At 47.2% G+C, this 23,641-nt stretch carries 13 protein-coding genes; 9 read left to right on the top strand and 4 right to left on the bottom strand.

Translation table 11 applies throughout. The features are described 5' to 3' along the window. Window positions 1-640 precede the first annotated feature (640 nt). The 9 genes from ASG93_RS17795 (at window position 641) to ASG93_RS17755 (ending at window position 19,255) form a co-directional block, all read left to right on the top strand. Window positions 641-1,756: a citrate synthase/methylcitrate synthase gene (locus ASG93_RS17795; protein WP_056833883.1), complete on the top strand. Its 1,116-nt coding sequence runs from the start codon at window positions 641-643 to the stop codon at window positions 1,754-1,756. A gap of 343 nt (window positions 1,757-2,099) precedes the next feature. Continuing rightward, entirely contained in the window at window positions 2,100-2,246 is a 147-nt protein-coding gene (locus tag ASG93_RS17790; protein ID WP_235550880.1) for a hypothetical protein, read from the top strand. Window positions 2,247-2,249: 3 nt separating this feature from the next. Continuing rightward, window positions 2,250-2,732: an SRPBCC family protein gene (locus ASG93_RS17785; protein ID WP_056833882.1), complete on the top strand. Its 483-nt coding sequence runs from the start codon at window positions 2,250-2,252 to the stop codon at window positions 2,730-2,732. A gap of 191 nt (window positions 2,733-2,923) precedes the next feature. Then, entirely contained in the window at window positions 2,924-6,454 is a 3,531-nt protein-coding gene (addB, locus tag ASG93_RS17780; RefSeq protein ID WP_056833881.1) for a helicase-exonuclease AddAB subunit AddB, read from the top strand. A 22-nt stretch (window positions 6,455-6,476) separates the two neighbouring features. Next, on the top strand, window positions 6,477-10,427 hold the full coding sequence (gene addA, locus ASG93_RS17775; protein WP_056833880.1) for a helicase-exonuclease AddAB subunit AddA: 3,951 nt from the start codon (window positions 6,477-6,479) through the stop codon (window positions 10,425-10,427). A gap of 79 nt (window positions 10,428-10,506) precedes the next feature. After that, window positions 10,507-11,685: an exonuclease SbcCD subunit D gene (locus ASG93_RS17770; RefSeq protein ID WP_056833879.1), complete on the top strand. Its 1,179-nt coding sequence runs from the start codon at window positions 10,507-10,509 to the stop codon at window positions 11,683-11,685. A gap of 669 nt (window positions 11,686-12,354) precedes the next feature. Then, window positions 12,355-15,843 (top strand): AAA family ATPase, encoded by a 3,489-nt coding sequence (locus ASG93_RS17765; protein ID WP_056833878.1) that lies wholly within the window; start codon window positions 12,355-12,357, stop codon window positions 15,841-15,843. A gap of 209 nt (window positions 15,844-16,052) precedes the next feature. After that, on the top strand, window positions 16,053-17,150 hold the full coding sequence (locus ASG93_RS17760) for a hypothetical protein (RefSeq protein ID WP_063891901.1): 1,098 nt from the start codon (window positions 16,053-16,055) through the stop codon (window positions 17,148-17,150). Window positions 17,151-17,308: 158 nt separating this feature from the next. Next, complete coding sequence (locus tag ASG93_RS17755; protein WP_056833877.1) at window positions 17,309-19,255, top strand: stalk domain-containing protein; 1,947 nt, start codon at window positions 17,309-17,311, stop codon at window positions 19,253-19,255. Between the two features lie 88 nt (window positions 19,256-19,343). On the opposite strand, the gene ASG93_RS17750 is transcribed toward ASG93_RS17755, so the two are convergent. Genes ASG93_RS17750 through ASG93_RS17735 form a run of 4 tightly spaced genes read right to left on the bottom strand, consistent with a single transcriptional unit; the run spans window position 19,344 to window position 23,538 of the window. Next, entirely contained in the window at window positions 19,344-20,453 is a 1,110-nt protein-coding gene (locus ASG93_RS17750) for a GerAB/ArcD/ProY family transporter (protein WP_056833876.1), read from the bottom strand. Window positions 20,454-20,488: 35 nt separating this feature from the next. Further along, entirely contained in the window at window positions 20,489-20,728 is a 240-nt protein-coding gene (locus ASG93_RS17745; RefSeq protein WP_056833875.1) for a hypothetical protein, read from the bottom strand. A gap of 17 nt (window positions 20,729-20,745) precedes the next feature. Next, complete coding sequence (locus tag ASG93_RS17740) at window positions 20,746-21,912, bottom strand: Ger(x)C family spore germination protein (protein WP_056833874.1); 1,167 nt, start codon at window positions 21,910-21,912, stop codon at window positions 20,746-20,748. A 27-nt stretch (window positions 21,913-21,939) separates the two neighbouring features. Then, window positions 21,940-23,538: a spore germination protein gene (locus tag ASG93_RS17735; RefSeq protein ID WP_082614947.1), complete on the bottom strand. Its 1,599-nt coding sequence runs from the start codon at window positions 23,536-23,538 to the stop codon at window positions 21,940-21,942. Between the last annotated feature and the right edge of the window lie 103 nt (window positions 23,539-23,641).

Genomic DNA, 23,641 nt, shown 5'->3' with positions numbered 1-23,641 from the left:
AAGAAGAACGCTTGACAGGCTCACTTTGGTGATGCCGAAATAAGGAACTCCGTGCTAGGAGTTGCAGGTTTCGTTCATATCAGCGCACTCACGTTCCGCTTACCGGCCCTGCAACGGCATAATCACCAAAATAACGGTTCTTCGTTCCCTGCGATACTCAAATTAGCTGCTTATATGTCCGAAATCACTCCAGAGATGGATTTGACCAGCAGTTTATCAATATTTAAACAGATTTCTATGTATCTGCCTTAGCACCAAACATTTACTATACCCTCCAATAATGGGGCACGTCACATAGTTTACGACAGGTCAAACAAAACCGCGGAGTATGATGATTGCTTCAGCTCCCGGGTCATCTTATACTTAATGGTAAGTTGATGCCCTCATGATCAGACATAGTACTTTGAGGTGTTCAGATGCGGCTATATTTATTATAGTGACATAGCGTCCGACAATGCCTTCACATGGCCTCATTGAACCGTGTTGGCTTTTTTTATCGATAAATTTATATGATCAATACATTTATTTTATTGAATTATATTTATCGAGATGAAAGAAAACTCCAATTGGATGAAACTGTCATTACCGACTAAGATGAGGGAAGAACGAATTCACTTCTCATCGAAAGGAAGATGACAGTATGCCATCCGTAACAGGTTTAGAAGGAATTATTGCTGCAGAAACAGAAGTGTCTTTGGTGGATGGGGAGAAAGGATATCTTGTATACCGCGGCCATGAAGCTAAGAAGTTAGCCGTAGATAAGAGTTTCGAGGAAGTGGCTTATTTACTCTGGCATGGTGAACTGCCAACAAAGGAGATACTTGTCAATTTCAGAGCCCAATGGTCGGCTCATCGGCGATTGCCCGAAACATTGAAAGCGGCCTTAAATTTGCTGCCATTGGAAGGCGATATGATGAGTGTGCTGCGTACAGCGATCTCGTTTCTAGGAGCAGAGTCGGTGGAGGAAGCTGTTTGGCCTCCCCAATATGATTCAGTCTTGGCATATACAGCTTTGCTGCCAACCATCATTGCTTACAAGTATCGGCAGTCATTGGGACTTCAGCCCATTGAATCTAATCCAGAGCTCGATCATGTAGCCAATTATTTGTACATTCTGACAGGTACGTTACCGCAGCCTGTACATGTGAAGGTGTTAACGGCTTATTTCATATTAGCAATGGAACATGGAATGAATGCTTCTACATTTGCAGGACGTGTGGTATTGTCTACAGAATCTGATATTGCTTCAGCTCTCTGCGCATCGATTGGCGCGATGAAAGGGCCGCTTCATGGAGGAGCACCTTCTGAAGTCCTTCACATGCTTGATGAAATAGGAACCAAAGATCGTACGGAAGCATGGTTGATTGAACAGCTGGAATCGGGTAATCGGCTGATGGGTTTTGGACACCGAATTTATAAAACGAGCGATCCTCGAGCGGAAGCGCTAAGGCAAATCATGACGGAATTAGCCTCAGAGGATCCATGGTACGATCTTGCTATTCACGTTGAAAAGTTAGCAGTCGATCTTTTGGCTGTTTATAAACCTGGCCGGAAATTATATGTGAATGTGGAGTTTTATGCAGCAGCCGTTATGCGGGCTATCGCCTTGCCGAAATCTTTATTTACACCTAGCTTCACAGCTAGCCGTATGGTCGGATGGACGGCTCATTTACTTGAGCAAGCAAGCTGTAATCGTATTTTTCGGCCGCAATCAGTCTATATCGGTGAGATGCCTGCTGCTTTGCAATTGTCATAAAATCAATCAAAGTGAGGCAACCAAGATTTGCTTTTTTGTGCGCGAAGGTAACGGGTGCGAAATCAACTTCAGATTTATCTTTACCGACTAAAGGACTGGAGCGACGTTAATCTCCGAAAAAGATTGCATTTGAACATCTAATGGACTCGACTGCCCTTATTCTCCTTCAAATGATGAAAATAAGATAGATTGAAACCGAATAGCGGCGCTGAAGTCCGTAAGTTCGGAATCATCGCTCCAAAAAGGCAATTAACGGCATCAGGGTCCGTTAAACGTCTATTTCCGATTGTTTTTTCATTAGCTGTGTGCGTGAATTGTTCGCATATTGCGGGAAGCAGGCTTAGTGACGATTAGCAAGGATTCACAGAAGCATATTTACCATTTACGTGCAGAACCGTTAGTAGAAATTGATAATTGGCTAGAGCCTTATCGTCAAGCTTGGTCGAACAGGCTGGATGCGCTTGAACAGTTTTTGGATGAGGAGGAATAAAACATGTTGGCTTTCGTACAAAAAGTTGAGGGCGGCTATATCGCTCGCTTCGATCGTCCATTGAGACATTCGGTTGAAAAGGTCTGGGCGGCTTTAACGGAGAATGATAAGTTGGCCAAATGGATGTCTAATCTCCAAGTGGAGGATCTTCGCATCGGTGGAAATATGAAGTTCGATATGAAGGACGAATCTGGGACTTACATTGATATGAAAATTGCAGATTTCAAGCCATACTCTGTCCTAGAGTTCGAGTGGGGAAAAGATCGAGTTCGCTTCGAATTATATCCAAAGCCGGAAGGCTGTTTACTCGTATTAAATGAGTTTATTAGCGCAATAACCGATCATACGCCAAAAGATTTATCAGGATGGCACATTTGCCTCGATATGATGTACGCTTTATTGGATGGACATTTCATGGACTTTCCGAAAGATGAATGGGAAAAGTGGTATGAAAAGTACAAAATAGTAGTCAGCAGTGTAGAGTAGAAAAAAACATATGTTACAAATAAGCTGATTTCTCGGTCCTAATGGCGAGGGAACAGCTTATTTGTTCTAGCGAAAGCCCATCATCTCCCACACCTCTTTTCTACCAAAAGTATGATAGAATAGGAGAGATATGAGAACAAGGAATGTGCTTACGAAGCAACTTTCCAAGAAAATCTTAAGGAGGCCCTGTAATGTCCATTCGATTCGTAATCGGCAGAGCCGGAAGTGGCAAAAGCGAACGCTGCCTCACAGAGATGAAGCAGCATTTGGCGGCAGAGCCGGAAGGTCATCCGCTTATTTTACTCGTTCCTGAGCAAGCAACGTTTCAGGCGGAGCATGCGCTTGTCTCTGATCCTAGCATTCGCGGAATGATCCGTGCTCAGGTGTTAAGTTTTCACCGTTTGGCATGGCGTGTCATGCAAGAAGAAGGCGGCACAGCGAGGCTGCCCATTGATGATACAGGCAAGAAATTGCTGTTAACCAGCATTTTACATAAATATAAAGACGAGCTTCACCTATTCGGTCATTCGGCAGAGCAAATGGGGTTCGTTGACCGGCTGAATCAGCTTTTCACGGAAATGAAACGGTATTGTGTAACCGCTAAGCAGCTGGAGGAACACGAGAATAGACGTGTGGTGTCACTCGGAGAGAGCGGATTGCTGCGTGATAAAATGCATGACATAGGGCTGGTCTATCGGCAATTTGAATCTGAGCTTTCCCGTCAGTATTTGGACGGCGAGGATTATTTAACGCTGATGGCGGAGCAAATATCGAATTCCGCTTATTTGCGGTCGGCATCGGTATGGATCGATGGTTTTCACGGCTTTACGCCGCAAGAGTTTGTGGTGCTTGGCGCACTATTCGCTGCGTGCAAACAGGTAACGATTACACTCTGTCTTGATCGTGAGCTGCAGGCCGGGGATACACCCGATGAGCTGGATTTGTTTCACCCGACAGCGACGACGATGGTACGGATGCAAGAACTCATTTGGAAGCTTGGTTTACCGGCAGCAGCAGTTCATCTCATGGCTCCTGAAACTTCGCCGCGCTATGAAAATAGTCCGGCTCTAGGCTATTTAGAGCGAAATTTCGATCGACGTATAGGCGGCGGTGCTAAGCAATATAAGCCTGCGTCAAACGAGAAATTAAGCGACCAGCTTGTGATTAGGGAGGCTGTCCATCGCCGTGCTGAGGTTGAGGGTGCCGTGCGGGATATGCTGCTGCTTGTTCGTGAACATGGCGTTCGATGGCGGGAAATTGCTGTCATGGTACGGAACATGGATGGCTATCAGGATTTGTTAAAAGCGGTATTGACCGATTATGACATTCCTCACTTTTTTGACCAAAAGCGGTCAGTCCTTCATCATCCTCTCGTTGAATTCATTCGCTCTGCCTTGGAAGTTGTGCAGCACAATTGGCATTACGATGCCGTTTTTCGGTGTGTCAAAACGGATCTGCTGCTGCCAACGGAAGCAGTTTCCCAGCGGACGGAGCTCGATAAATTAGAGAATTATGTGCTTGCCTTCGGCATTCAGGGGTACAGATGGACGGACGGCAAGCCATGGACCTTTAAATTCCGAGCTAATTTGGAGCAAGCGGACGATGATGGACAGGAGCAAACGGCAGAGCTTCAATCCCTGAATACGAGCAAAGCGTGGGTTGTAAGACCGCTTCTTGCCTTTTCGAAACGTTTGCAGCAAGCAAGCTCCGTCAAAGATCAGGTTGAAGCGCTATATGAGCTTCTGGTCACTGTACAGGCTCCTGAGAAATTAGAGTCATGGGGTCAGCAAGCGATCCAAGATGGGAAGCCAGAAAAAGCGCGAGAGCATGGCCAAATGTGGGATAGTGTCATGGATATGCTGGATCAATTGGTGGAGACGATGGGAGAAGACTCCTTAAGTCTAGAGCTTTTTAACGGACTTATTGAGACTGGTATGGAGAGCATGAAGCTAGGCTTAGTGCCGCCTTCGATGGATCAGCTATTGATTGGAAGCATGGATCGGACACGTTCCAGCGGGATTCGATATGCTTACATTCTAGGCGTCAATGATGGAGTTATCCCTGCTCAAATGGATGAAAAAGGCGTCCTTACGGAAGCGGAAAGAAGTGTGCTGACAGAGTCAGGCTTGCCAATGGCGGATGGCAGTCGCCGCAAGCTGCTGGACGAGCAGTTTATTGTGTATACGTCGCTAACCGTGCCAGGCAAAAGGCTTTGGATGAGCTACCCGCTTGCCGATGAGGAAGGGAAATCCCTTCTGCCTTCGGAGCTAATCAAGCAGATGCGTCAGCTTTTTCCGGGGACAGAGGCCCCGCTTTTACTTGCTGAACCAGCAGCTGAATCGCCGGAAGGTGATCAGGCCGCTTATATTTCACATCCCATTCAAGCCATCTCCTATTTAGCGGTCCGCATGAAGCATTGGATGCTAGGTGGACGAATGGCTGACCTTTGGTGGGAAACGTACAATTGGTATGCCGAGCAGCCGGTGTGGCAGATGAAGCTGCAATCGTTAGTTCAGGCGCTGCAATATACGAATAAAGAGAATGGCCTCAGTTCGAAGACCAGCAAGCTTCTATATGGGCAAAATTTACGTGCGAGTGTATCGAGAATGGAGAAGTATGTGGCTTGTCCTTTCTCGCATTTCGTGTCCCATGGCTTAAGACTGCAGGAAAGACGGGTTTACCGGCTAGATGCTCCGGACATTGGGCAATTGTTCCACGCAGCGTTAAATCAGTTTGTTCAAAAGCTCCAGCAGGATCAGCTCGATTGGGGATCGCTAACAGCTGAGCAGTGTATGGAGCGTTCCGCTCAGGTCGTGGACGAGCTCGCGCCAAGGCTCCAGGGAGAAATTCTATTAAGTTCAAGCCGTTATGCTTACATAGCAAGAAAATTGAAGCAGGTTGTAGGCAGAGCAGCTGTTGTGCTCGGTGAGCATGCCAAGCATGGACAGTTCCAGCCGCTGGGACTGGAGATTGATTTTGGACCTGGCAAAGAATTGCCGCCGCTGACCTTCGAGTTGGATAATGGCTGCACCATGGAAATTATCGGTCGAATTGACCGAGTGGATCGAGCGGATGGCGAGCAAGGCGTTCTTTTGCGCGTTATTGACTATAAATCGAGTCAAACCTCCTTGCAATTATCTGAAGTGTATTACGGTCTTTCCCTGCAAATGCTGACGTATTTGGACGTCATTATTACCCATGCAGAGCAGTGGCTGGGCATTGCTGCGAAGCCAGCAGGCGTGCTTTATTTTCACGTGCACAATCCGATGCTCCAGCAAAAAAATGCGCTCGATCCCTCTGAAGTGGAGAAAGAGCTGCGTAAACGGTTTAAAATGAAAGGTCTAATCACCGCTGATGCGGATGTAGCCGGTATGATGGACGATGAGCTGGTGAAAAGTGCCGGTCACTCACAGCTTATCCCCGTTGCCTTGAAGAAGGACGGAAGCTTCTACTCAACCTCTTCGGTAGCAACGGATGAACAGTGGGATACACTTCGTAAATATGTACGGAAACAGGTCAAACAGATAGGAACGGGTATCACAGATGGACACGTGGATATTGCTCCGTACCGTTTGGGTAAAAAAACAGCCTGTCTGCATTGCTCGTATAAATCGATTTGTCAATTTGATCCGTTATTTGAAGGCAATGAGGTTCACCAGCTCAAACAACGGGGTAAAGATCAGCTCTGGACCGATCTGGAGCAAAACGTGAGCCAAGCCTAAGGGCAGAAAGGAGCGTACATACGTGAATAAACAACAACAGCCCAAGCCTCCCGGCAGTACATGGACCGATGATCAATGGGATGCCATTACACTCAAGGGTCAAAATATGTTGGTTGCCGCTGCTGCTGGTTCAGGCAAAACCGCCGTGCTCGTCGAGCGGATTATACGCCGGATATCTAATGAATGGGAACCGATTGATGTTGACCGCTTGCTGGTCGCGACGTTTACCAAGGCAGCGGCATCCGAGATGAAGCATCGCATTCGTGAAGCGCTGGAAAAAGAGTTGATGAAGCAGCCGCATTCGCAGCATTTGCGCAAGCAGCTCGCACTGATGGGGCGCGCATCGATTACTACGCTGCATTCCTTCTGTCTGGAGGTCGTTCAACGTTACTTCAGCCTTATTCGGTTAGACCCGGGCTTCCGTATCGCCAACGAAACGGAGGCTGACCTGCTTCGCCAAGACTTGTTAGGCGAAATGCTTGAGCAGTACTACGCCGTGAGCGGAGAGAACAGCGCCTTCTGGCGGCTGGTCGATTCGTTCAGCGGCGAGCGTAACGACGACGCGATCATGCAGCTTATTCAGAAGCTGTATGATGTGTCGCGCAGTCATCCGTGGCCGGAGTATTGGCTCAGGGCGACGGCTTCGATGTTTGGACCGACTCCGCAGGTACCGCAGGAGGTGCCGGATGAGGCAGCCTCCGTTATGCAGGAGGCGCTGCCTTACGTTGCCGCTGCGACTGCGCCAGCGGACTATTCGATCTGGGAGCAGAGTTTGATCCGCGACCTGTCTTTAGAGCTGGAAGGAGCCGCTGATCTGCTGCGCCAAGCGCAGCAAATCGCTGAATCGCCTGGCGGGCCGGCTCCGTATCTAGACAATTTGCGAGAGGATTTGCTGCTCGTAAATAATTTGCGTGAAACGACCACCTATCCGTGGTCCGTCTTGTATCTTGGCTTTCAGACGGTCGAGTTCGGAAAGCTCAAAGCGTGCAAAGGCGATGACTACGACAAAGAGCTGCAGGAAGAAGTCAAAGAACTGCGCAATAAAGCCAAAGAGCAAATTAATAAAATGAAAGAAGAGCTGTTCGGACGCACGCCTGAACAATTTCATCAGGAAATTGCCGAAATGGCTCCTCTGCTTCACACGTTAGTGGATCTGGTTGTTGATTTCGGACAGCGGTATCAAGAGGCCAAGCAAGCTAAGGGTTTGATCGATTTTGCCGATTTGGAGCATTATTGTTTACAAATTCTTAGCGCAGAGGGGTCTATCCCCGGGGATCTGATTCCATCCGAAGCCGCTCACGCCTATCGCAGACAATTCGTGGAAGTACTTTTGGATGAATATCAGGATACGAACCGCGTACAGGAAGCTATTGTTGAACTAATTTCGAATACGAAGCCTGGCAATCGGTTTATGGTAGGCGACGTAAAACAGAGTATATATCGGTTCCGTCTTGCTGAGCCAGGTCTCTTCCTGGAGAAGTATAAGGCGTACCGTTCCAATAAAGATGAGTACACAGAAACGTCTTCCGAAGGTGGAAGAATCGATTTGGCGCGTAATTTCCGCAGTCGCATTCAGGTTGTCGATGCGGTCAATTTTATTTTTAAACAAATGATGAATGAAACTGTTGGTGAAATCACCTATGATGAGCGCGCTGAGCTTGTATACGGAGCGGGCTATCCGCCATCAGCTTCAGATTGTTCTGTGGAAATGCTGATTGTTGATCGTGGGACGGAAGTGCCAGATAAGAGTGAATCGTTCGCTGATGATAGCGATGATCAAGACTCAGAAGCTTTTGGAGAGGGGGCCGAAGGAGCCTTTGATCCTATAATAGAAGCGCAAGAACTGGAAACTGCGCAGCTGGAAGCGCGTACGATTGCACGCCAAATTCGAGGATTGCTGGGTGCTGGAGGACAGGAAGCTTTTCAGGTTTTTGATAAAAGAACCGGTGGTGATCGTCCTGCGACCTATCGCGATATCGTGATTTTGCTGCGGGCGACGCAGGCGTGGTCTCCTATCATCATTGAAGAACTCAAAAAACAGGGCATACCAGCCTATGCGGAACTGAGTACGGGATATTTTTCTGCAACCGAGGTAGAAGTGATGCTTTCGTTATTGAAAGTCATCGACAATCCGTATCAGGATGTGCCATTGGCGGCCGTACTGCGTTCACCGGTTGTGCAGTTAACAGCTGAGGATCTAGCACAAATCCGGGTTGCGGATAAATCAGTGCCTTTTTACGAGTCTGTCTTACAGGTAGTAAAAAATGCACAGTCTGATGATAACGAAGCTCTTTTACAAAAGCTGAACCATTTCCTTGGGCTTCTAGAAAAGTGGCGAAATGACGCTAGACAAGGCTCTCTTGCCGATTTAATTTGGAGTATCTACAGACAAACAGGCTACTACGATTTCGCCGGTGGATTGCCAGGTGGCTTGCAAAGACAAGCTAATTTAAGAGCGTTATACGATCGTGCAAGACAATATGAAAGCACATCCCTCCGTGGATTATTCCGCTTCCTGCGTTTTATCGAACGAATGAAAGAGAGTGGCGGAGATCTAGGCACAGCGCGTGCACTCGGGGAACAAGAAGATGTAGTTCGCATCATGTCCATTCACAAAAGTAAAGGGCTTGAGTTCCCTGTTGTATTCGTGGCAGGAATGGCCAAAATGTTCAATCAGCGGGATCTGAATGATGCTTTTCTGCTGCATAAAGAGCTCGGCTTTGGACCTCGTTTTGTGGATACGAGATTGCGAGTAAGCTATCCGACACTTCCTTCACTAGCGATCAAAAGACGAATGAAGCTAGAGCTGCTTGCAGAAGAAATGCGCGTCTTGTATGTTGCTCTCACAAGGGCGAGAGAAAAGCTGTATTTACTAGGCACAGTGAAATCACTCGATAAGCTGCTCCGTGGGTGGGGACGTCACCTGTCTAGGACAGATTGGTATTTGCCGGACTTTGAACTGGCGAAAGCGAGGTGCTATCTTGATTGGGTCGGGCCTGCTCTGCTTCGACATCCAGATGCGGTTCTCTGGAGAGAGCGCCTTGGCATTAGTGAGGTATCCTCTGGCGTTCGTCTGCTGCAAGATCCTTCACAGTGGACGTTGACGGTTATCCAGCCAGAGAGCTTGCAAATGGAAGAAACGCTGGAAGCTGAGAGTGTGGTACCCGACGCAGATCGAATGTCAGCCGTTCATCATATTCAATCTGTGCCTACGGTGGGCAGATGGAAGGATTGGTTGGAGGATCGGCTTTCTTGGGCATACGAATACCCGGATGCGCCTAAGCATTTTGCTAAGACTACTGTGTCGGAAATGAAGCGTTTGTCTGAACGTAATCGCATTGCTGGAGAAATGGAATTTCCATCCGGAGCAGAGACTGCTGTTTTGGATGAATCTCAGGTGAAGCTGAAGACTGTGGTATGGCGCAGGCCTAGATTCATGGAAGAGAAGAAGCTAACTGCAGCTGAGAAGGGGACCGTTGTCCATGCTGTCATGCAAAATCTTTCTTTGCAGGAATCACCGACGGAATCGAGTATAAAGGCAACTCTTACGGAAATGCTGAACAAACAAACGCTTACACAGGAGCAGTGTGATGTTGTAGATATTCCGGTTGTTTTGAAGTTTTTCGAAACTGAAGTTGGCAAACGGATGGTACAAGCTGTGAACGTGCAGCGTGAGGTGCCATTTAGCTACGGACTGCCTGCGGATGAGGTCTACATGGGAACAGACCGTTCCACGATAGGGGAGACGGTGTTAATTCAAGGGGTTATCGATTGTTTATTCGAAGACGAGCTGGGACTCGTGTTGGTTGATTATAAAACGGATGCGGTAAAGGGAAGCAGTGATGCCGAACTGAAGGTGCGTTATGAGAAGCAAATAACACTGTACACCCGGGCCGTGGAACATATTTGGAAGCGTCCTGTAAATGGGAAGTTCTTGTATTTCTTTGATGGGGCGAAATTGCTGGAGATGTAGAAAAGGGTAGACTGATAGATAGATAGATAGATAGATAGATAGATACGGAGCAACGACATGCTTAGGAAGGAGATGAGTTATGCGAATTTTACACACAGCCGATTGGCACTTCGGGCGAACACTCGAAGGACGCAGCCGATTAGAGGAACAGACGGCTTTCATGGATGAGCTTGTGCAGATTGTTCAAGATGAGGCCATCGATTTGGTTCTAATTGCTGGAGATATTTATGACAGTGTCAATCCTCCCGCTGCTGCTGAGCAGCTTTTCTATGAAGGCATCGCCAGGTTGGCTGACGCCGGTAAGCGCCAAGTGGCCATTATCTCTGGAAACCACGATCATCCGGATCGGCTTGCAGCTTCAGGTCCGCTTGCGGCTAAACAAGGGATCGCGATTATTGGCTTACCGGAGCCTGACATTCAGTCGATTGGGATTGCTAGAACAGGTGAGTTAGCTCGTCTGATTGCGCTGCCGTACCCGTCGGAATCGCGACTCAAGGAACTGCTATCGGATGTTGCTGAGGAGGAAATACTTCGCAGTAAATATTCCGAGCGTGTGGGTGCGCTTATTCGTAAGCAAGCGGCTTCTTTTGAAACCGGCACGGTGAATCTGATCATGAGCCATTTGTACGTTCTTGGCGGTCACGAAACGGAATCGGAACGACCTATTCAAGTAGGAGGCGCCTACACGGTGGATACAAATGCTCTGTCGGCAGGAGCGCAATATGTTGCGCTTGGTCATTTGCATAGACCGCAAAATGTGAAAGCGACTTCTCCCATCCGTTACAGTGGTTCTCCTATCGCCTACAGCTTCTCGGAAGCTGGCCAAGCAAAGTCGGTCACCGTACTTGATTTATCTCCGGGACAAGTAGCGGAGCCAAAGGAGATATTTCTAACTTCGGGCCGACCACTTGTTAGTTGGAAAGCCAAAGAAGGGATAGGCCAGGTACACCAGTGGCTGGATGAACAACGCGATGCCAATGCCTGGATCGATTTGGAAGTCACGATGACAGAAGCCATGTCCATTGAGCAGATTCAATCGCTGCGCAAGGCATATGAAGGCTTCATACATATTCGGCCCATTTACCCAGAGATGGAGGCAGTCCGAGCTGTAGTATCGAGAGCTGATCTATCGATGGAAGAGCACTTTACGCGCTTCTATTCGCGTCAAACAGGCGGCGCGCAGCCTGAGCCTGAATTGGTTCGGTTGTTTCTGGAACTGCTGCAGGAGAAGGATTTGGCGGATGCGGCTGGGGAGTAGGTTTGGGGGAGGGAAACATTCAATCCATTCAATCCCTTCAAACCATTCAAACCCTTGGTATTCACAGGAACATTTAGTAGTTACGGAAATATGCTTCTTAGTATTCTTGGAAACTCCAAAAGTAATCACGGAAACAATCTAAGCTCTCATGGAAACACCTTATGTACTCACGGAAACATTTAGCATTCACTCTTTCTTTCGTCCTCGAGCTAGAAGCTGCATTTTGTGCATGTATTTCAAGCGATATGGCAATAAATTGTGCGTTTTGATGCAAAAAGTGCAGCTAATATCTGAGAAATCCACCAAATAGCTACTGTTAAGAGAATTTGATGTAGTTTTTGCAGCTAAGTTCCTCGAAACTGGTTTCTGCATGATAATTTGATGTAGTTTTTGCAGCTAAGTTCCTCGAAACTGGTTTCTGCGTGATAATTTGCTGCAGTTTTTGTAGTAGTTTTTGCGCGGGGTGAATGAGCTAAAAGTTAATTTTGAGGAATTACTTTGAGATGTACTTGTTGCTGCGGATTCGTTAAATGGAAAGCATTGTTTTATGCCCAATAAGTGCTTGTGGATAACTACGAATACCCAGGTTGTTTTTTAAAATTAACGAAGAAAAAACAGATGGAACATATAACAAGAGATTCGAGCGTTTTTATGAAAGGAGGATTTGGCATGCGTCCAATTCAGTTGCAAATGTCAGGGCTTCAGAGTTATCGGGAAATGCAGACGATCGATTTTAGCCAATTAGTGGATGCGGGCGTGTTCGGTATATTTGGACCAACCGGCAGTGGGAAATCATCGATTTTAGATGCAATTACGCTATCGTTATATGGCAAAGTGGAAAGAGCAAGCGGAGGTACGCAAGCGATTATGAATCATGCGGAGCAGACGCTGTTCGTTTCTTTTACGTTTGAGCTGACGAATGCGGCTGGTACTGAGCGCTATCGAGTCGAGCGGCAATTCAAGCGCGGAGCGGAGATGTCCATAAACGGGACCATTACTCGGCTTTTACATATTAAAGGGACTGAGACCATCGTACTTGCGGATAAAGCGGGTGAGGTGAATCAGCAGGTACAGCACATTCTGGGTCTGTCTATGCAGGACTTTACGAGAGCTGTTGTGCTCCCGCAAGGGAAATTCGCAGAATTTCTGACTTTGACTGGCAAGGATCGTAGGCAGATGCTGCAGAGGCTATTTCATCTTGAACAGTATGGGGACCATTTGAGCGCGAAGGTTAGTTCAAAAGTGAAAGAAACGGACAGCACAGTTAAGCAGCTAGCAGCAGAGCAGCAGGGGCTTGGTGATGCTTCAGAGAGAGCGCTAGAAGAAGCCAATGCCAGACTTCTGGAAGCAGAACAAGAAGCGGTTCGAAGTCGTCTTCATTTGGAACAACAGGAGAAGTCTTATGACGAGCATAAGCAGGTGTTTCAGTGGCAGATTGAGAAAGAAGCGCTGGAACAAGAAACACAAAAGCAGCAGGAACAAGAACCGCTAATCCTCGAGAAGGAGCTGCTTCTTCAAAAAGCAGAGCAGGCCGAAAAGGTGAGACCCTATCTGGAGCAGCATGCTTTGGCGTCCAAAGATGTGTTAGCAGGGGAGACTCAGCTTGAAATTGCAGCAGCTTCCCAACAAACAGCGGAAATAACTTATCAACAAGCTGTTCAGAAATTTGAACATGCGCAGCAAGAGCTGGCTTCACGGGAGGGGCCGCTTTTATTGCGGTTGGACCAGCTGCAGCAAGCTCTCGTTATTCAGCAGGAGCTTGAACAAGTTCAAAGCCAAATCCAAACCGCTCAGCATCAAGAAGCAGAAGTCAAAGCGACTTTTACACATTTGCAGGCTGAAGTGAGTAAAAACATAGAAACTAAACAAAAAGCGATCCTTAAACAAACCGAGCTTAAAGATCAACTGAAGTTGGTGGAAACCAAATCTGTATCTCGACAGCTTTTACAATCCGCGGTTCAAGAAAAGAAGGCAATTGAACTACTCCAAGCTCAAGAGCTTGATGCTAAGAAAGCAAGAGAAGAAAAAGCTGGCGCTTACTCGGCAGTGGAACAAAGTCAATTGCAATTGGCAGCCAAGCAACAAGCTTTTCAGGTTAAATTGTCAGGATGGCTGAAAGAGTTGCAGGAAACTGGTGTAAATGTTAACTTGCAAAGTGCAGCAATTACCAAGTTCGTTCCTGCTTTACAAGCTTACAAAGAGAGACAGAAGTTGAGTTGGAAAATGCGAGAGCGTCATGCTTTGGCGGCGATTCTTGCCAGTGAGCTTGTGGATGGGGATCACTGCCCAGTATGTGGTGCGACAGAGCATCCGTTAAAGCTGCATGGCGGAGTACCAGCTGAAACTGCCTATGATCTTGAGGCAAATGAGGAATTGCTTCGACAAGTAGAAGAGCTGCTCCAGCTAGCAAAAGAGCGTCAATTCACGGGGCAGCAGTTGCTGCGCAGATTGGCTGCTGTCCACCGGCAGGCAGTTGATTTGGCAGCAGTTCTAGCTGCATACGGTCAGGAACAAGTTGAATTGACCACCGAACAGTACTCTATAGTATGGGGGGAGGCAGCTGCTGGGAAAGAAGAAGGAGCAACTGCCCATCTTGAGGAGCTTCATGAGGATATAAATTTTGAGGCTTTGCTTGAGGAATGGAATGGGGTACAAACGACTCTGAATTCCTGTATTTCCCAGTCAGAAAAACTTGAAAATGCTTTCCAAAGCCTGCAGAAAGAGCATGCACTTCATGTGCAACAATTTGTGCAAGCAGGTGCTCAGATCGAAGCGGCCGGGAGTTTATTGACGGAAGCGGATAACAGGTTAGCTTCCATAACAACAACGCTAGACGAGCAGTTAAAAGGTTGGCAGGAGCGTTATGCGGAGCTTTCTTGGATAGATGTGGACAAGCAGCTTGAACAGCTTCTTGCCAATGAGCGATTAGCCGAGGAACTCCGTGGCCGAATTGAGAAGAGTATCCCGTTTCTTGACGAGCTAAACGGGAAGATCGACGAGCTCCAGCGCGCCGCACTGGAGCAGGATCGTACTGCCCTGCAGCTGCATGAAAGGCTGCAGGGCTTGGCGCAGCTCGCCGCCGACAAGTCGCGGCAGCTCGCTTTGCGCGCGCCCGGCGCGGCTGTGCCGCAGCTCATCGCGGAGGCGACCTCCGCGCTAGAGCAGCTGCGGCAGCTCGCGCAGATGACCAAGCTCGCGCACGCTGCTGCGCAGCGCGAGCAGCTCCTGGCGGCGCAGCGCTATAGCGCCGCCGCCGAAGCCGCTGCCGCCGCCGCGCGGCAGCTGGCGCAGACCGAGCGCGCGCTGCACGGCGCGCTCACGGATAACGGCTTCGCGCCCGGCGAAGCTGCAGAAGCCGCGGTGCTGGCGCCCGAGCAGCGCCGCCAGTGGGCCCAGCTCGCGGCGGAGCACCGCGAGCGCGAGCAGGCGCTGCGCGCCCAGCTGGCGCAGCTGGCAGCGAAGCTGCAGGGCCGCGTGCTGAGCGCGGACGAATGGGCGCAGTCGCAGGCGCAGCTGAGCGCCGCGAAAGCGGCTGCCGAGGTCGCGCTCGAGACGAGGGCCAAGGCGGCGCAGGGCGCGAGTGAGCTCGCTACGCGGCATGCGCGGTGGTGCGAGCTTGAGGCGCGGCGTGCCGAACAGGCGACGCAGTTGGAACGGCTTGGCAAGCTGCAAGCCGTGCTTAAGGCCAATGCTTTCGTCGAATACCTCGCCGAAGAGCAGCTCATTCAAGTTAGCCGCGCGGCTTCGGAACGGCTAGGTGAATTGACGCGTCGGCGCTATGCGATTGAGGTCGACTCTGGAGGAGGCTTCGTCATCCGTGATGATGCCAACGGCGGGGTGAAGCGCCCGGTAAGCACGTTGTCGGGCGGTGAAACGTTCTTAACCTCGCTGGCGTTAGCACTTGCGCTTTCGGCACAGATCCAGCTGAAGGGGGAATATCCGCTGGAATTCTTCTTCCTAGATGAAGGCTTCGGTACGCTGGACCAAGAGCTGCTGGATATGGTTATCGGTGCGCTTGAGAAGCTTCATACGGATAGTCTAGCCGTGGGTGTTATTTCCCACGTTCCAGAGCTCCGTGCTCGTCTAGCTCGTAAATTAATCGTTCTCCCAGCAGAGCCATCTGGGCGCGGGAGCCGCATTGTCGTTGAGGAACTGTAGCTTGGTTTTTATTATTTGATCTCGCTGCCAGAAAATAACGAAATAATGAATAAGGAATATCACAAATCAATATCCCTATCCAAGGCTAACGACGCTCCAATTCGTTAGCCTTTTTTTATATCCTCCAAATTATCTTTAGGTGAAGTCATCAAGCCGACTCGTACAAGTTGGCATACACTGCAACATCTTTAGAGTAGAGGAGAATGTGAATGGCTACATTTCATGAGGCGCTAAAACATAAAAACAGAATTTCCCACGTTTTACTAAAAAGAGCGGAGGTCTTTGCTGTTGGTGTTGGCTATGCTGATCCGAATAAACCGGCACTCGGTGCAGGCGTTATTGTTTACACGCATCAAAAAACCGTTCCCTCCAGTCTGAACAGCCTGAGAGGAATGGTTGCTAAAGCAGGCACAACCGTTCCCGTTCGTTTTGTTCCTTCAGGGATGTTTAAAACGCATGCATCTGCTGCAAAACCTAAAGCCATAAGGCCAACATTGTTTCGCAATAGATTTCGTCCCGTGCCAGGCGGTGTAAGCATTGGTAAACCAGATCCGTTTGCTACAGGAACGGCAGGTGTGATTGTAATCAAAAACAACCAACTGTATATTCTGAGCAACAACCATGTTCTTATTAAAAACAACTCAACTGCCTTCTCAGCAACCGTGCAACCAGGTCCAGCAGATGCAGCGCTTGCCGGTAATACGATAGGAAGAGCCTTTCAATTCGTCAGATTGCGCCCTGGGCAAGTCAATTTCCAAGATTCAGCGATTGCACTGCCGTTTTCAAATAGTTTATTGAACCCAAGATACTTAGTCAGTTCATCTGGCCAACTGGTTACAGTTCCTGGTCACTTGTTAAGCTATCCTGTCGGTCTTCAAGTGTTTAAATCGGGTCGTACAACGGGGTTTGTCAGAGGAACCGTAGAATCCAATAATGTGGATGTACGTGTATCCTACGGAGGAACGTTAGGGACACTATTATTCCGAAATCAATCGGTTATTCGTGGGAATACCGGCGCTGTTTCACTCCCAGGTGATTCCGGTTCCGTATGGCTCCGAGCAAAAGATCGCTTTGCAGCGGCGCTCAATTTCGCTGGTACTGCGGATGGTAGACGCTCGATTAGTAATCCAATTGGTTTTGTAATGGCCACGTATGGGTTACGCATTGCCATTCCTGCCCCCGGTGGAACGTTTAAAGCTGGCGCGATTAAAGGCATAGCTCCGCGAGGCAACCATTCTTACGTTCAGCCTTTAACTGATGAACAACGCAAACGTACACGCGCTGTACTAGTTAGGTCCTCTAAGTAAATAAATACTGTCATTTCATCCGAAGACCAATGAGTTAAGTCTCATTGGTTTTTTGCTTTTTTTATTTATTTTTCGACAAAATGCTACTTTATTCCATTTAAAACGTATTAGTTATGGGCATAAAAACTTACAACAGGGTCGAAGGGAGTCATCTTATCTTGAAAATCACGAAAAAAAGAATCGGAATTATGTCGTTGGCAGTTGGAATTCTCGCAGCTAGCCTAGCAAGTGCACCAGCGCCAGCTCGTGCCGACATCGTATGGGACCACTGGCAGCAAGCAGAGTCGCTTCGCGCAAGCGGGAATAAAGATGAGGCTGTGCCCCATTGGAAATTCCTGGCTAATCACTATGCAAGCGCCGGTGAATGGGAGAACGCAGCTCTATTCTATGGAAATTTGGCCGCATACTACGATGCGATCGGTGATTACGACCAAGCGATCAGCTTTTACGAATCAGAAAACGAATATTGGGTGAAAGCAGGGAAGGATTGGGGAGCAGTTAAGCTGCAGCGAGCCGATCAAATTCGAACAACGGTTGAATTGTATAGACAGGATCGTAATGAGACGACGGTACAGCAATTATCCCTGCCGAAGAACACTCAATTGGCCAAGTTTGAACCTGCATACGGCACTTATCTTGGGGTGTACTCTGAACAGGATCCCAAAGTAGGTAATATTTTTACGAAGATGGAAACGGTTTATGGTAAAAAGCATGCGATTTATTTGGCTTATGCACACTGGGGTCAAGGATTCCCTGCTACGTATGCGAAGAGAGCTAAAGATGCAGGCGGCGCTTTACAAATTGCGTGGGAACCTGACGATGGCTTAGATCCGGTTACAGACGGCACCTATTTGCGTAAATGGGCACAAGATGCCAAAGCAGCAGGCATACCGATCTTTTTGCGTTTTGCAGGAGAGATGAATGGGGCTTGGGTCAAATGGCACGGAAACCCTGCCCAATATATTGCGAAATTCCGTATGCTGCACGATGTATTCGCGGATGATGCTCCGAATGTCGCGATGGTTTGGAGTCCTGGTGATGTGCCAGCGAATGATATTGACCCTTACTATCCGGGAGATGCTTATGTAGATTGGGTTGGGGTGAGCCTGTATATTGAGCCCTATGAAAACGGGAATCCGTCTCTGCCTTCCATGATTTCTACAAGCAGTGTAGAGAGGTTAACGAGGCTTTACAACACCTATTCGGACCGTAAGCCGTTAATGCTAAGTGAAACGGGTGTCCCGCATTACGCTCACTCAGCGGATGAAGATTTCACGGAATGGGCGAAGCTTAATCTGCAGCGTTTATATGAGATCATGCCTTATAAATATCCAAGATTGAAGGCTATCACTTACTTTAATGTCGATCAAAAGATGGAGAACGCGAAAAACGACTATTCACTCTCCACTTCGGCTGATATCCAGAATTACTATAGCAAGTTAATTGCTAATCCGTATTTGCTATCCAAGGTAACAGATGCAGCTAAACCAACTGATGGCATAGGTTATGTCCCCGTAGATGCGAATCACCAAGCTTTTACGAAACAAACCAAGTTAATACCCTTTGTTAAAATACCTGACGTTTACATTGGCAAAGTAGAGTACATACTAAACGGACAAGTGATTGCCTCCCAAACTGATTTGCCTTATGGTCTGGAGCTGCGAGCTGGTGATGTTCCGGAGGGCTCCGTCATACAGATTAGAGTTTATAATAAATCAGGTAAACAAACAGCTTTACGCACCTTCAATTTATCCTCAGAAGTATCTGTTGAAATTGATGGGAAAGAGCAGAAATTTGAGCAAGCGCCTGCCATTGTAAAGGGATCAACATTCACGCCGCTGCGTGCGATTTTCGAAGCGATGGGTGCAACGGTGGATTATGAGGCAGCAACGAGAACAGTTACAGCCAAAAAAGGAAGTACAACATTGCGCCTAACTCTTGATCAGAAAACGGTGTATGTAAACGGCCAAGCGGTGCAGTTAGATGAGCCTGCTCAGTTGGTGAACGGTTATACACTCGCACCCGCTCGATTCGTCGGGGAGACCTTTGGCGGCAAAGTAGCATGGGATGGCAGTAGCAGAACGGTTACCATTACTACCAAATAGAAATGTGTCTTTTTATAAAAAAAAGCTGTTCGATCGCCTGACAGGATAGTCAGAGTGCTCGAACAGCTTTTTCAACATTTGAAAGATGTCAGTTAGTCTTATTTAATTGTTTTTTCCTTATGACTGCAACCGTAGTAACTAAAAGCAAAGGCAGTAAGTAAGCATAAGTGGCCCATAACGGATGAATGACCGATACGGCATAAATCCAATGGGCTGATCCTTTATTAATTTGAAGCAGAGAAAAAAGGTAGCAGCTCAACGCGAGAGGAAATACCAAGATACGATCGTCCTGAAGCTTGAACAATTTTGTAAATGTTAAATTCAAAATAAACAACGTAATCGTAGCCTTCAAAAAACCGGTCATAATCAAAGAGATCCCAATGATGGATTCTATCCTTTGAATGACTTCCAGCAGGTCGATGATTCGTGCAACCTCAAACATTGAATACTTTCGCTCACCAGCCATTGGACCAAACACCATAATCGTGGCGACCGTCACGGCGATTAAAAAAAAACCGTTTAAAAGCAAGGCAAGAAACATGCCTTTCTTTAGATGTGTTTGCTCGTCCTTGCGAACGTAAGGAAGAATCATAGCCATTAGTGTAAGCTCGACATAGGGAAACCCGTATGAGAAATAAGCGCCAAGAAGCACTGGTTTGATGCCGTCCGGCATGATGGGAAATAAACTATCTATCTCATAATTGTTGATAGACAATATAAGAATGAGAATGACGAAGAAGAGGACGGCAATCATAGGAGCAAAGATCATGCGAGCTATCGTTTCTATCCCTGAACGTACCGTAAGAGCAATAACCACAAATACCGAGAATTCAAACAGATACAACGGAGTTTGCCGCATCATTGAACTGGTCATAAATAAACCGATATCCAGGACGATTCCGGAGGACATGTGAAATTGAAACGAAATGAAAGGAATAGCTAAAAGAATCGTAACCCAATTCCCAAGCAAAGTCCTGCTGTATTCAATGAAAGTCAGGTCGGGAAATTGCCGATGCAAATACAGGATGCAGGATAGGAGGAGTATGCCAACAGACATGGACAGTAAAAGGGAAATCCATGCTCCGTTTTTGGCGTAACCGATTAACGGTCCTGGGATGTTTACGATGGCTGATCCCGTCATGAATGAAAAAAATATAACGGACATTTGCGATGAGCTGATTTGCTCCTTAACTTTCATCTATTGCACCCCCATGACTACGGATTCTCGATTGATTAAGAGGGAACTTTTAAGAACTCGATGATGCGACGAGCAGGCTCACCGATGAGTGCTGCAGCGAAGTCCTCAAGAAACGGCCAACTCAGGTTAAATGAATAAGTGATACCTAGATAAGCCGAAAGCATCAGCATGGCCGAGTAAGCAAAGATCTCGCGGCGATCCAGCTTTTTTAGTCTCGGCATGTCCGCGATCGAAATGAGCGTATAAATCACCAACAGTACTAACAATTTTCCCATCTTTTTTTCGGTCCCCTCTATTTTTTGAAAATAGGTTTACCGACTGTGGTTCCACTGTTAATGACCTTGACATCAACCTCGATATCGAACTCACTTTCTGCAAATCGGTCATCCCATTTTGGTTTCCATTGCTTCCACAATTGCGGATTTTTCTTATACACTTTGTTGCCCAATCCCAAGGCATCGAATTTGTTTTTTTTTAACCAATTGGTTGTTTCTGTAATTCGCTGTTTAATCGTCGCTGCAACTTTTTGGGCGAACTTTTTTTCTTCATCTACCGTTTCCAACTTGGAGCAGCTTAATTCCATGAGAGCTACTTGTATGTTGAGCTTTGCACGAACTTTCAGAGGAAGCTTTTCGAGTGAGGCAGGTTGCCATTTGCTTTTTAAGGATACTATTTCTACAGCTTCAACCTTCTGATTTTGCTTGGATGGATTATTACAAGGAATGTCAAGAATTCCGCTTTTATATGTGTTCAACAGCATTTGTAAGCTTTCAACCTTTGCTGGTTCCATTGTTCCTGTTAATTTCCCAGCTTTAAGCAAGGCGACTCCGGCTACATTCGTGACCGTCGTTTTATCTTTGGATAAATACAGATAGGGAATCATGGCATTGCCAACCTCGCTTTTCATTTGCTTACCCATTTTCAGTAGATTGGTATCTATTGTTTTTGCGCTATTGGAAGCAGACGCTTTTTCGCTTTGAAATAATTGTTGGCTTATCGTATTTTCGATGTAAGGTTTCATACTCAAATATTTGTCCGCTCTTCCCTCCGCAATCATGATGGAAATCGTTAGACGAGGTTCGTGATCTCGAAAAAAAATTTCGAGCAAACTGAATATCTCCCGTTCGCGAGCCAGCTTTTCTCCAATTATAATCAGGCGGGTGTGGCTCCATTGGGTTTTACGACCGAGATTAATGGGAATATCGCGAATGGCCCTGGGAAGTGTACTGTCGATTGTCGTAATATTGGCGAATGATACAGTGGGTGATTTGCCGCCTATTGAACCGACCCCTTGGGTTGGCTTGAATACTTGTGTAGTCAGTGAAATTTTCCCGCCTTTGGCTTGATCTATGGCAATTCCCATAACAAAACCTTTTTCTGGAAGCTCGGCCCGATCCCAGCATCCCGTCAATACGAAAAGTGCCGATAAGCTTAAGCTCATCCTCATCTGTCTGAACATGATCTGTTCTCTCCTGATTATTGCATTTTATTTCGAAGGCTTACGTGCATGGCGATTTTTCGGTGAGCGCATTAAAATGCCTAGTGGCGCGCGTATTACTACATCCTTCATTTGTCGTGGTAAAAAAGGCCCAAGAGGGCTTAAATAAGGCTGACCTAAAGAACGTAAATTCGCCAAATGCAGCCAAATAAGCATGAAAGCGATCAAGATACCGAATATGCCCATAACAGCTGCGAACAGCATGACTGGAAATCTGATAATACGCAGCGAAATGGCAAAGTTGTATTGGGGTATGGCAAAGGATGCAATGCCGGTTAATGCAACGATGATCACCATGATTGGTGATGCGATGCCAGCATTGATGGCCGCTTCACCGATAACAAGCGCTCCGACGATGCTCACCGCAGAACCGACTGGACGCGGCAGACGAATCCCGGCCTCCCGAAGCAGTTCGAAAAAAAATTCCATGATGAATGCTTCAATGACAGCAGGGAATGGAATCCCTTCACGGGAATTGACGACGGCAAGCAGGAGAACGGTAGGAATTAATTCCGGATGATAAGTGGAAAAAGCAATATATACGCTGGGCAGGCCAACGGCAATAAACAAGGCAAACATGCGCAAGATACGGATAAGGCTTGCAACAACTGTTCTTTGATAATAATCTTCGCTCGATTGAAGGAGCTCGACTAACAAACCTGGGCAGATCAGGATGGATCCTGTACCGTCAACCAAAACGACAATTTTTCCTTCCAGTAAGGAAGCAACAGCGACATCCGTTCTTTCGGTGTAACGGTATTGAGGAAAAGGAGAGTACGCGGAATCCTCAATGACTTCTTCGATGTATGAGGTTTCCAATATCTCTTTGTTCTGAAGCTTTGCCACTCTTCTTTGAAATTCGGCTAACATTTCGGGATTGACGGTGCCCTCCAAATAACCGTATGCAACGTTCGTTTGCGTTTGTCCTGTCGTTGGCAAGGATATTATTTTTAAATTTGCTGTCTTTAAACGTAAACGGAGCATCCCTAAATTTTTTGATAAATTTTCAACGGTGCTTTCACGGGGTCCTTGAACGACCGGTTCGGTGACTGATTCCGTGACTTGTCTGGTTTCCAGGCCAATAGCCTTGAAACCGAGCGCTGTGTTCCACTGGTCGAAGAAGATGACAATATTGCCTTTAAGTACATTTTTTACCACCTCATCGAAATCTTTGATCAGCAGAGCGGAGTCGGAAGAGGCGCCTTTGTTGTTGAAAAAGAAGATCACATCCTCTGGCATAACCGTCGTTCCGGGTCCAAGCAAGTGCATAACTTGGTCTTGAAGCGCTTCTCTGAAGTAATTATGATCTTTTTTTTGAAGGAGCGAATCGAAATAAATGGAAAATGCGGAATTACTCAACTCGGGACCATACTGCCATTGAATGATGCTAAAGTCGCTGCAATTCTCGAAGACATCCTTTATCTTCTGCAGGTTGTCCGGCAAATGAGTAGATATCGTTGAGACACCCAAGTTGGGAGATTCATCTTGATTCGAGGTTCGCGATTTGGACAAAAGATCGTAGGAGTCGTTTTGCTCAATGATCTTGTCGCGATTACGACTTTGAACAAGCCGTCTGAAAAAGTTCATAGGAGCCACCCTTCCCTGATGATTGTATTATTTTTGCCATAATATTGAAAAGTAATTCTCAGGAAAGGTAATGACAGTTAAAATCTTTTGGGCAATCACCTAT

It is taken from the genome of Paenibacillus sp. Soil787 (genome assembly GCF_001429545.1).
Taxonomy (GTDB): Bacteria; Bacillota; Bacilli; order Paenibacillales; family NBRC-103111; genus Paenibacillus_E.
The sequence above is the reverse complement of the archived record's forward strand: the minus strand, read 5'-3'. Positions and strand labels throughout refer to the sequence as shown.

Bases quoted from the DNA above. Each gene is read 5' to 3' on its own strand.
- ASG93_RS17795 (WP_056833883.1), top strand. From the start codon at position 641: ATGCCATCCGTAACAGGTTTAGAAGGAATTATTGCTGCAGAAACAGAA.
- ASG93_RS17785 (WP_056833882.1), top strand. From the start codon at position 2,250: ATGTTGGCTTTCGTACAAAAAGTTGAGGGCGGCTATATCGCTCGCTTC.
- addB (WP_056833881.1), top strand. From the start codon at position 2,924: ATGTCCATTCGATTCGTAATCGGCAGAGCCGGAAGTGGCAAAAGCGAA.
- ASG93_RS17770 (WP_056833879.1), top strand. From the start codon at position 10,507: ATGCGAATTTTACACACAGCCGATTGGCACTTCGGGCGAACACTCGAA.
- ASG93_RS17765 (WP_056833878.1), top strand. From the start codon at position 12,355: ATGCGTCCAATTCAGTTGCAAATGTCAGGGCTTCAGAGTTATCGGGAA.
- ASG93_RS17760 (WP_063891901.1), top strand. From the start codon at position 16,053: ATGGCTACATTTCATGAGGCGCTAAAACATAAAAACAGAATTTCCCAC.
- ASG93_RS17750 (WP_056833876.1), bottom strand. From the start codon at position 20,453: ATGAAAGTTAAGGAGCAAATCAGCTCATCGCAAATGTCCGTTATATTT.
- ASG93_RS17745 (WP_056833875.1), bottom strand. From the start codon at position 20,728: ATGGGAAAATTGTTAGTACTGTTGGTGATTTATACGCTCATTTCGATC.
- ASG93_RS17740 (WP_056833874.1), bottom strand. From the start codon at position 21,912: ATGTTCAGACAGATGAGGATGAGCTTAAGCTTATCGGCACTTTTCGTA.
- ASG93_RS17735 (WP_082614947.1), bottom strand. From the start codon at position 23,538: ATGAACTTTTTCAGACGGCTTGTTCAAAGTCGTAATCGCGACAAGATC.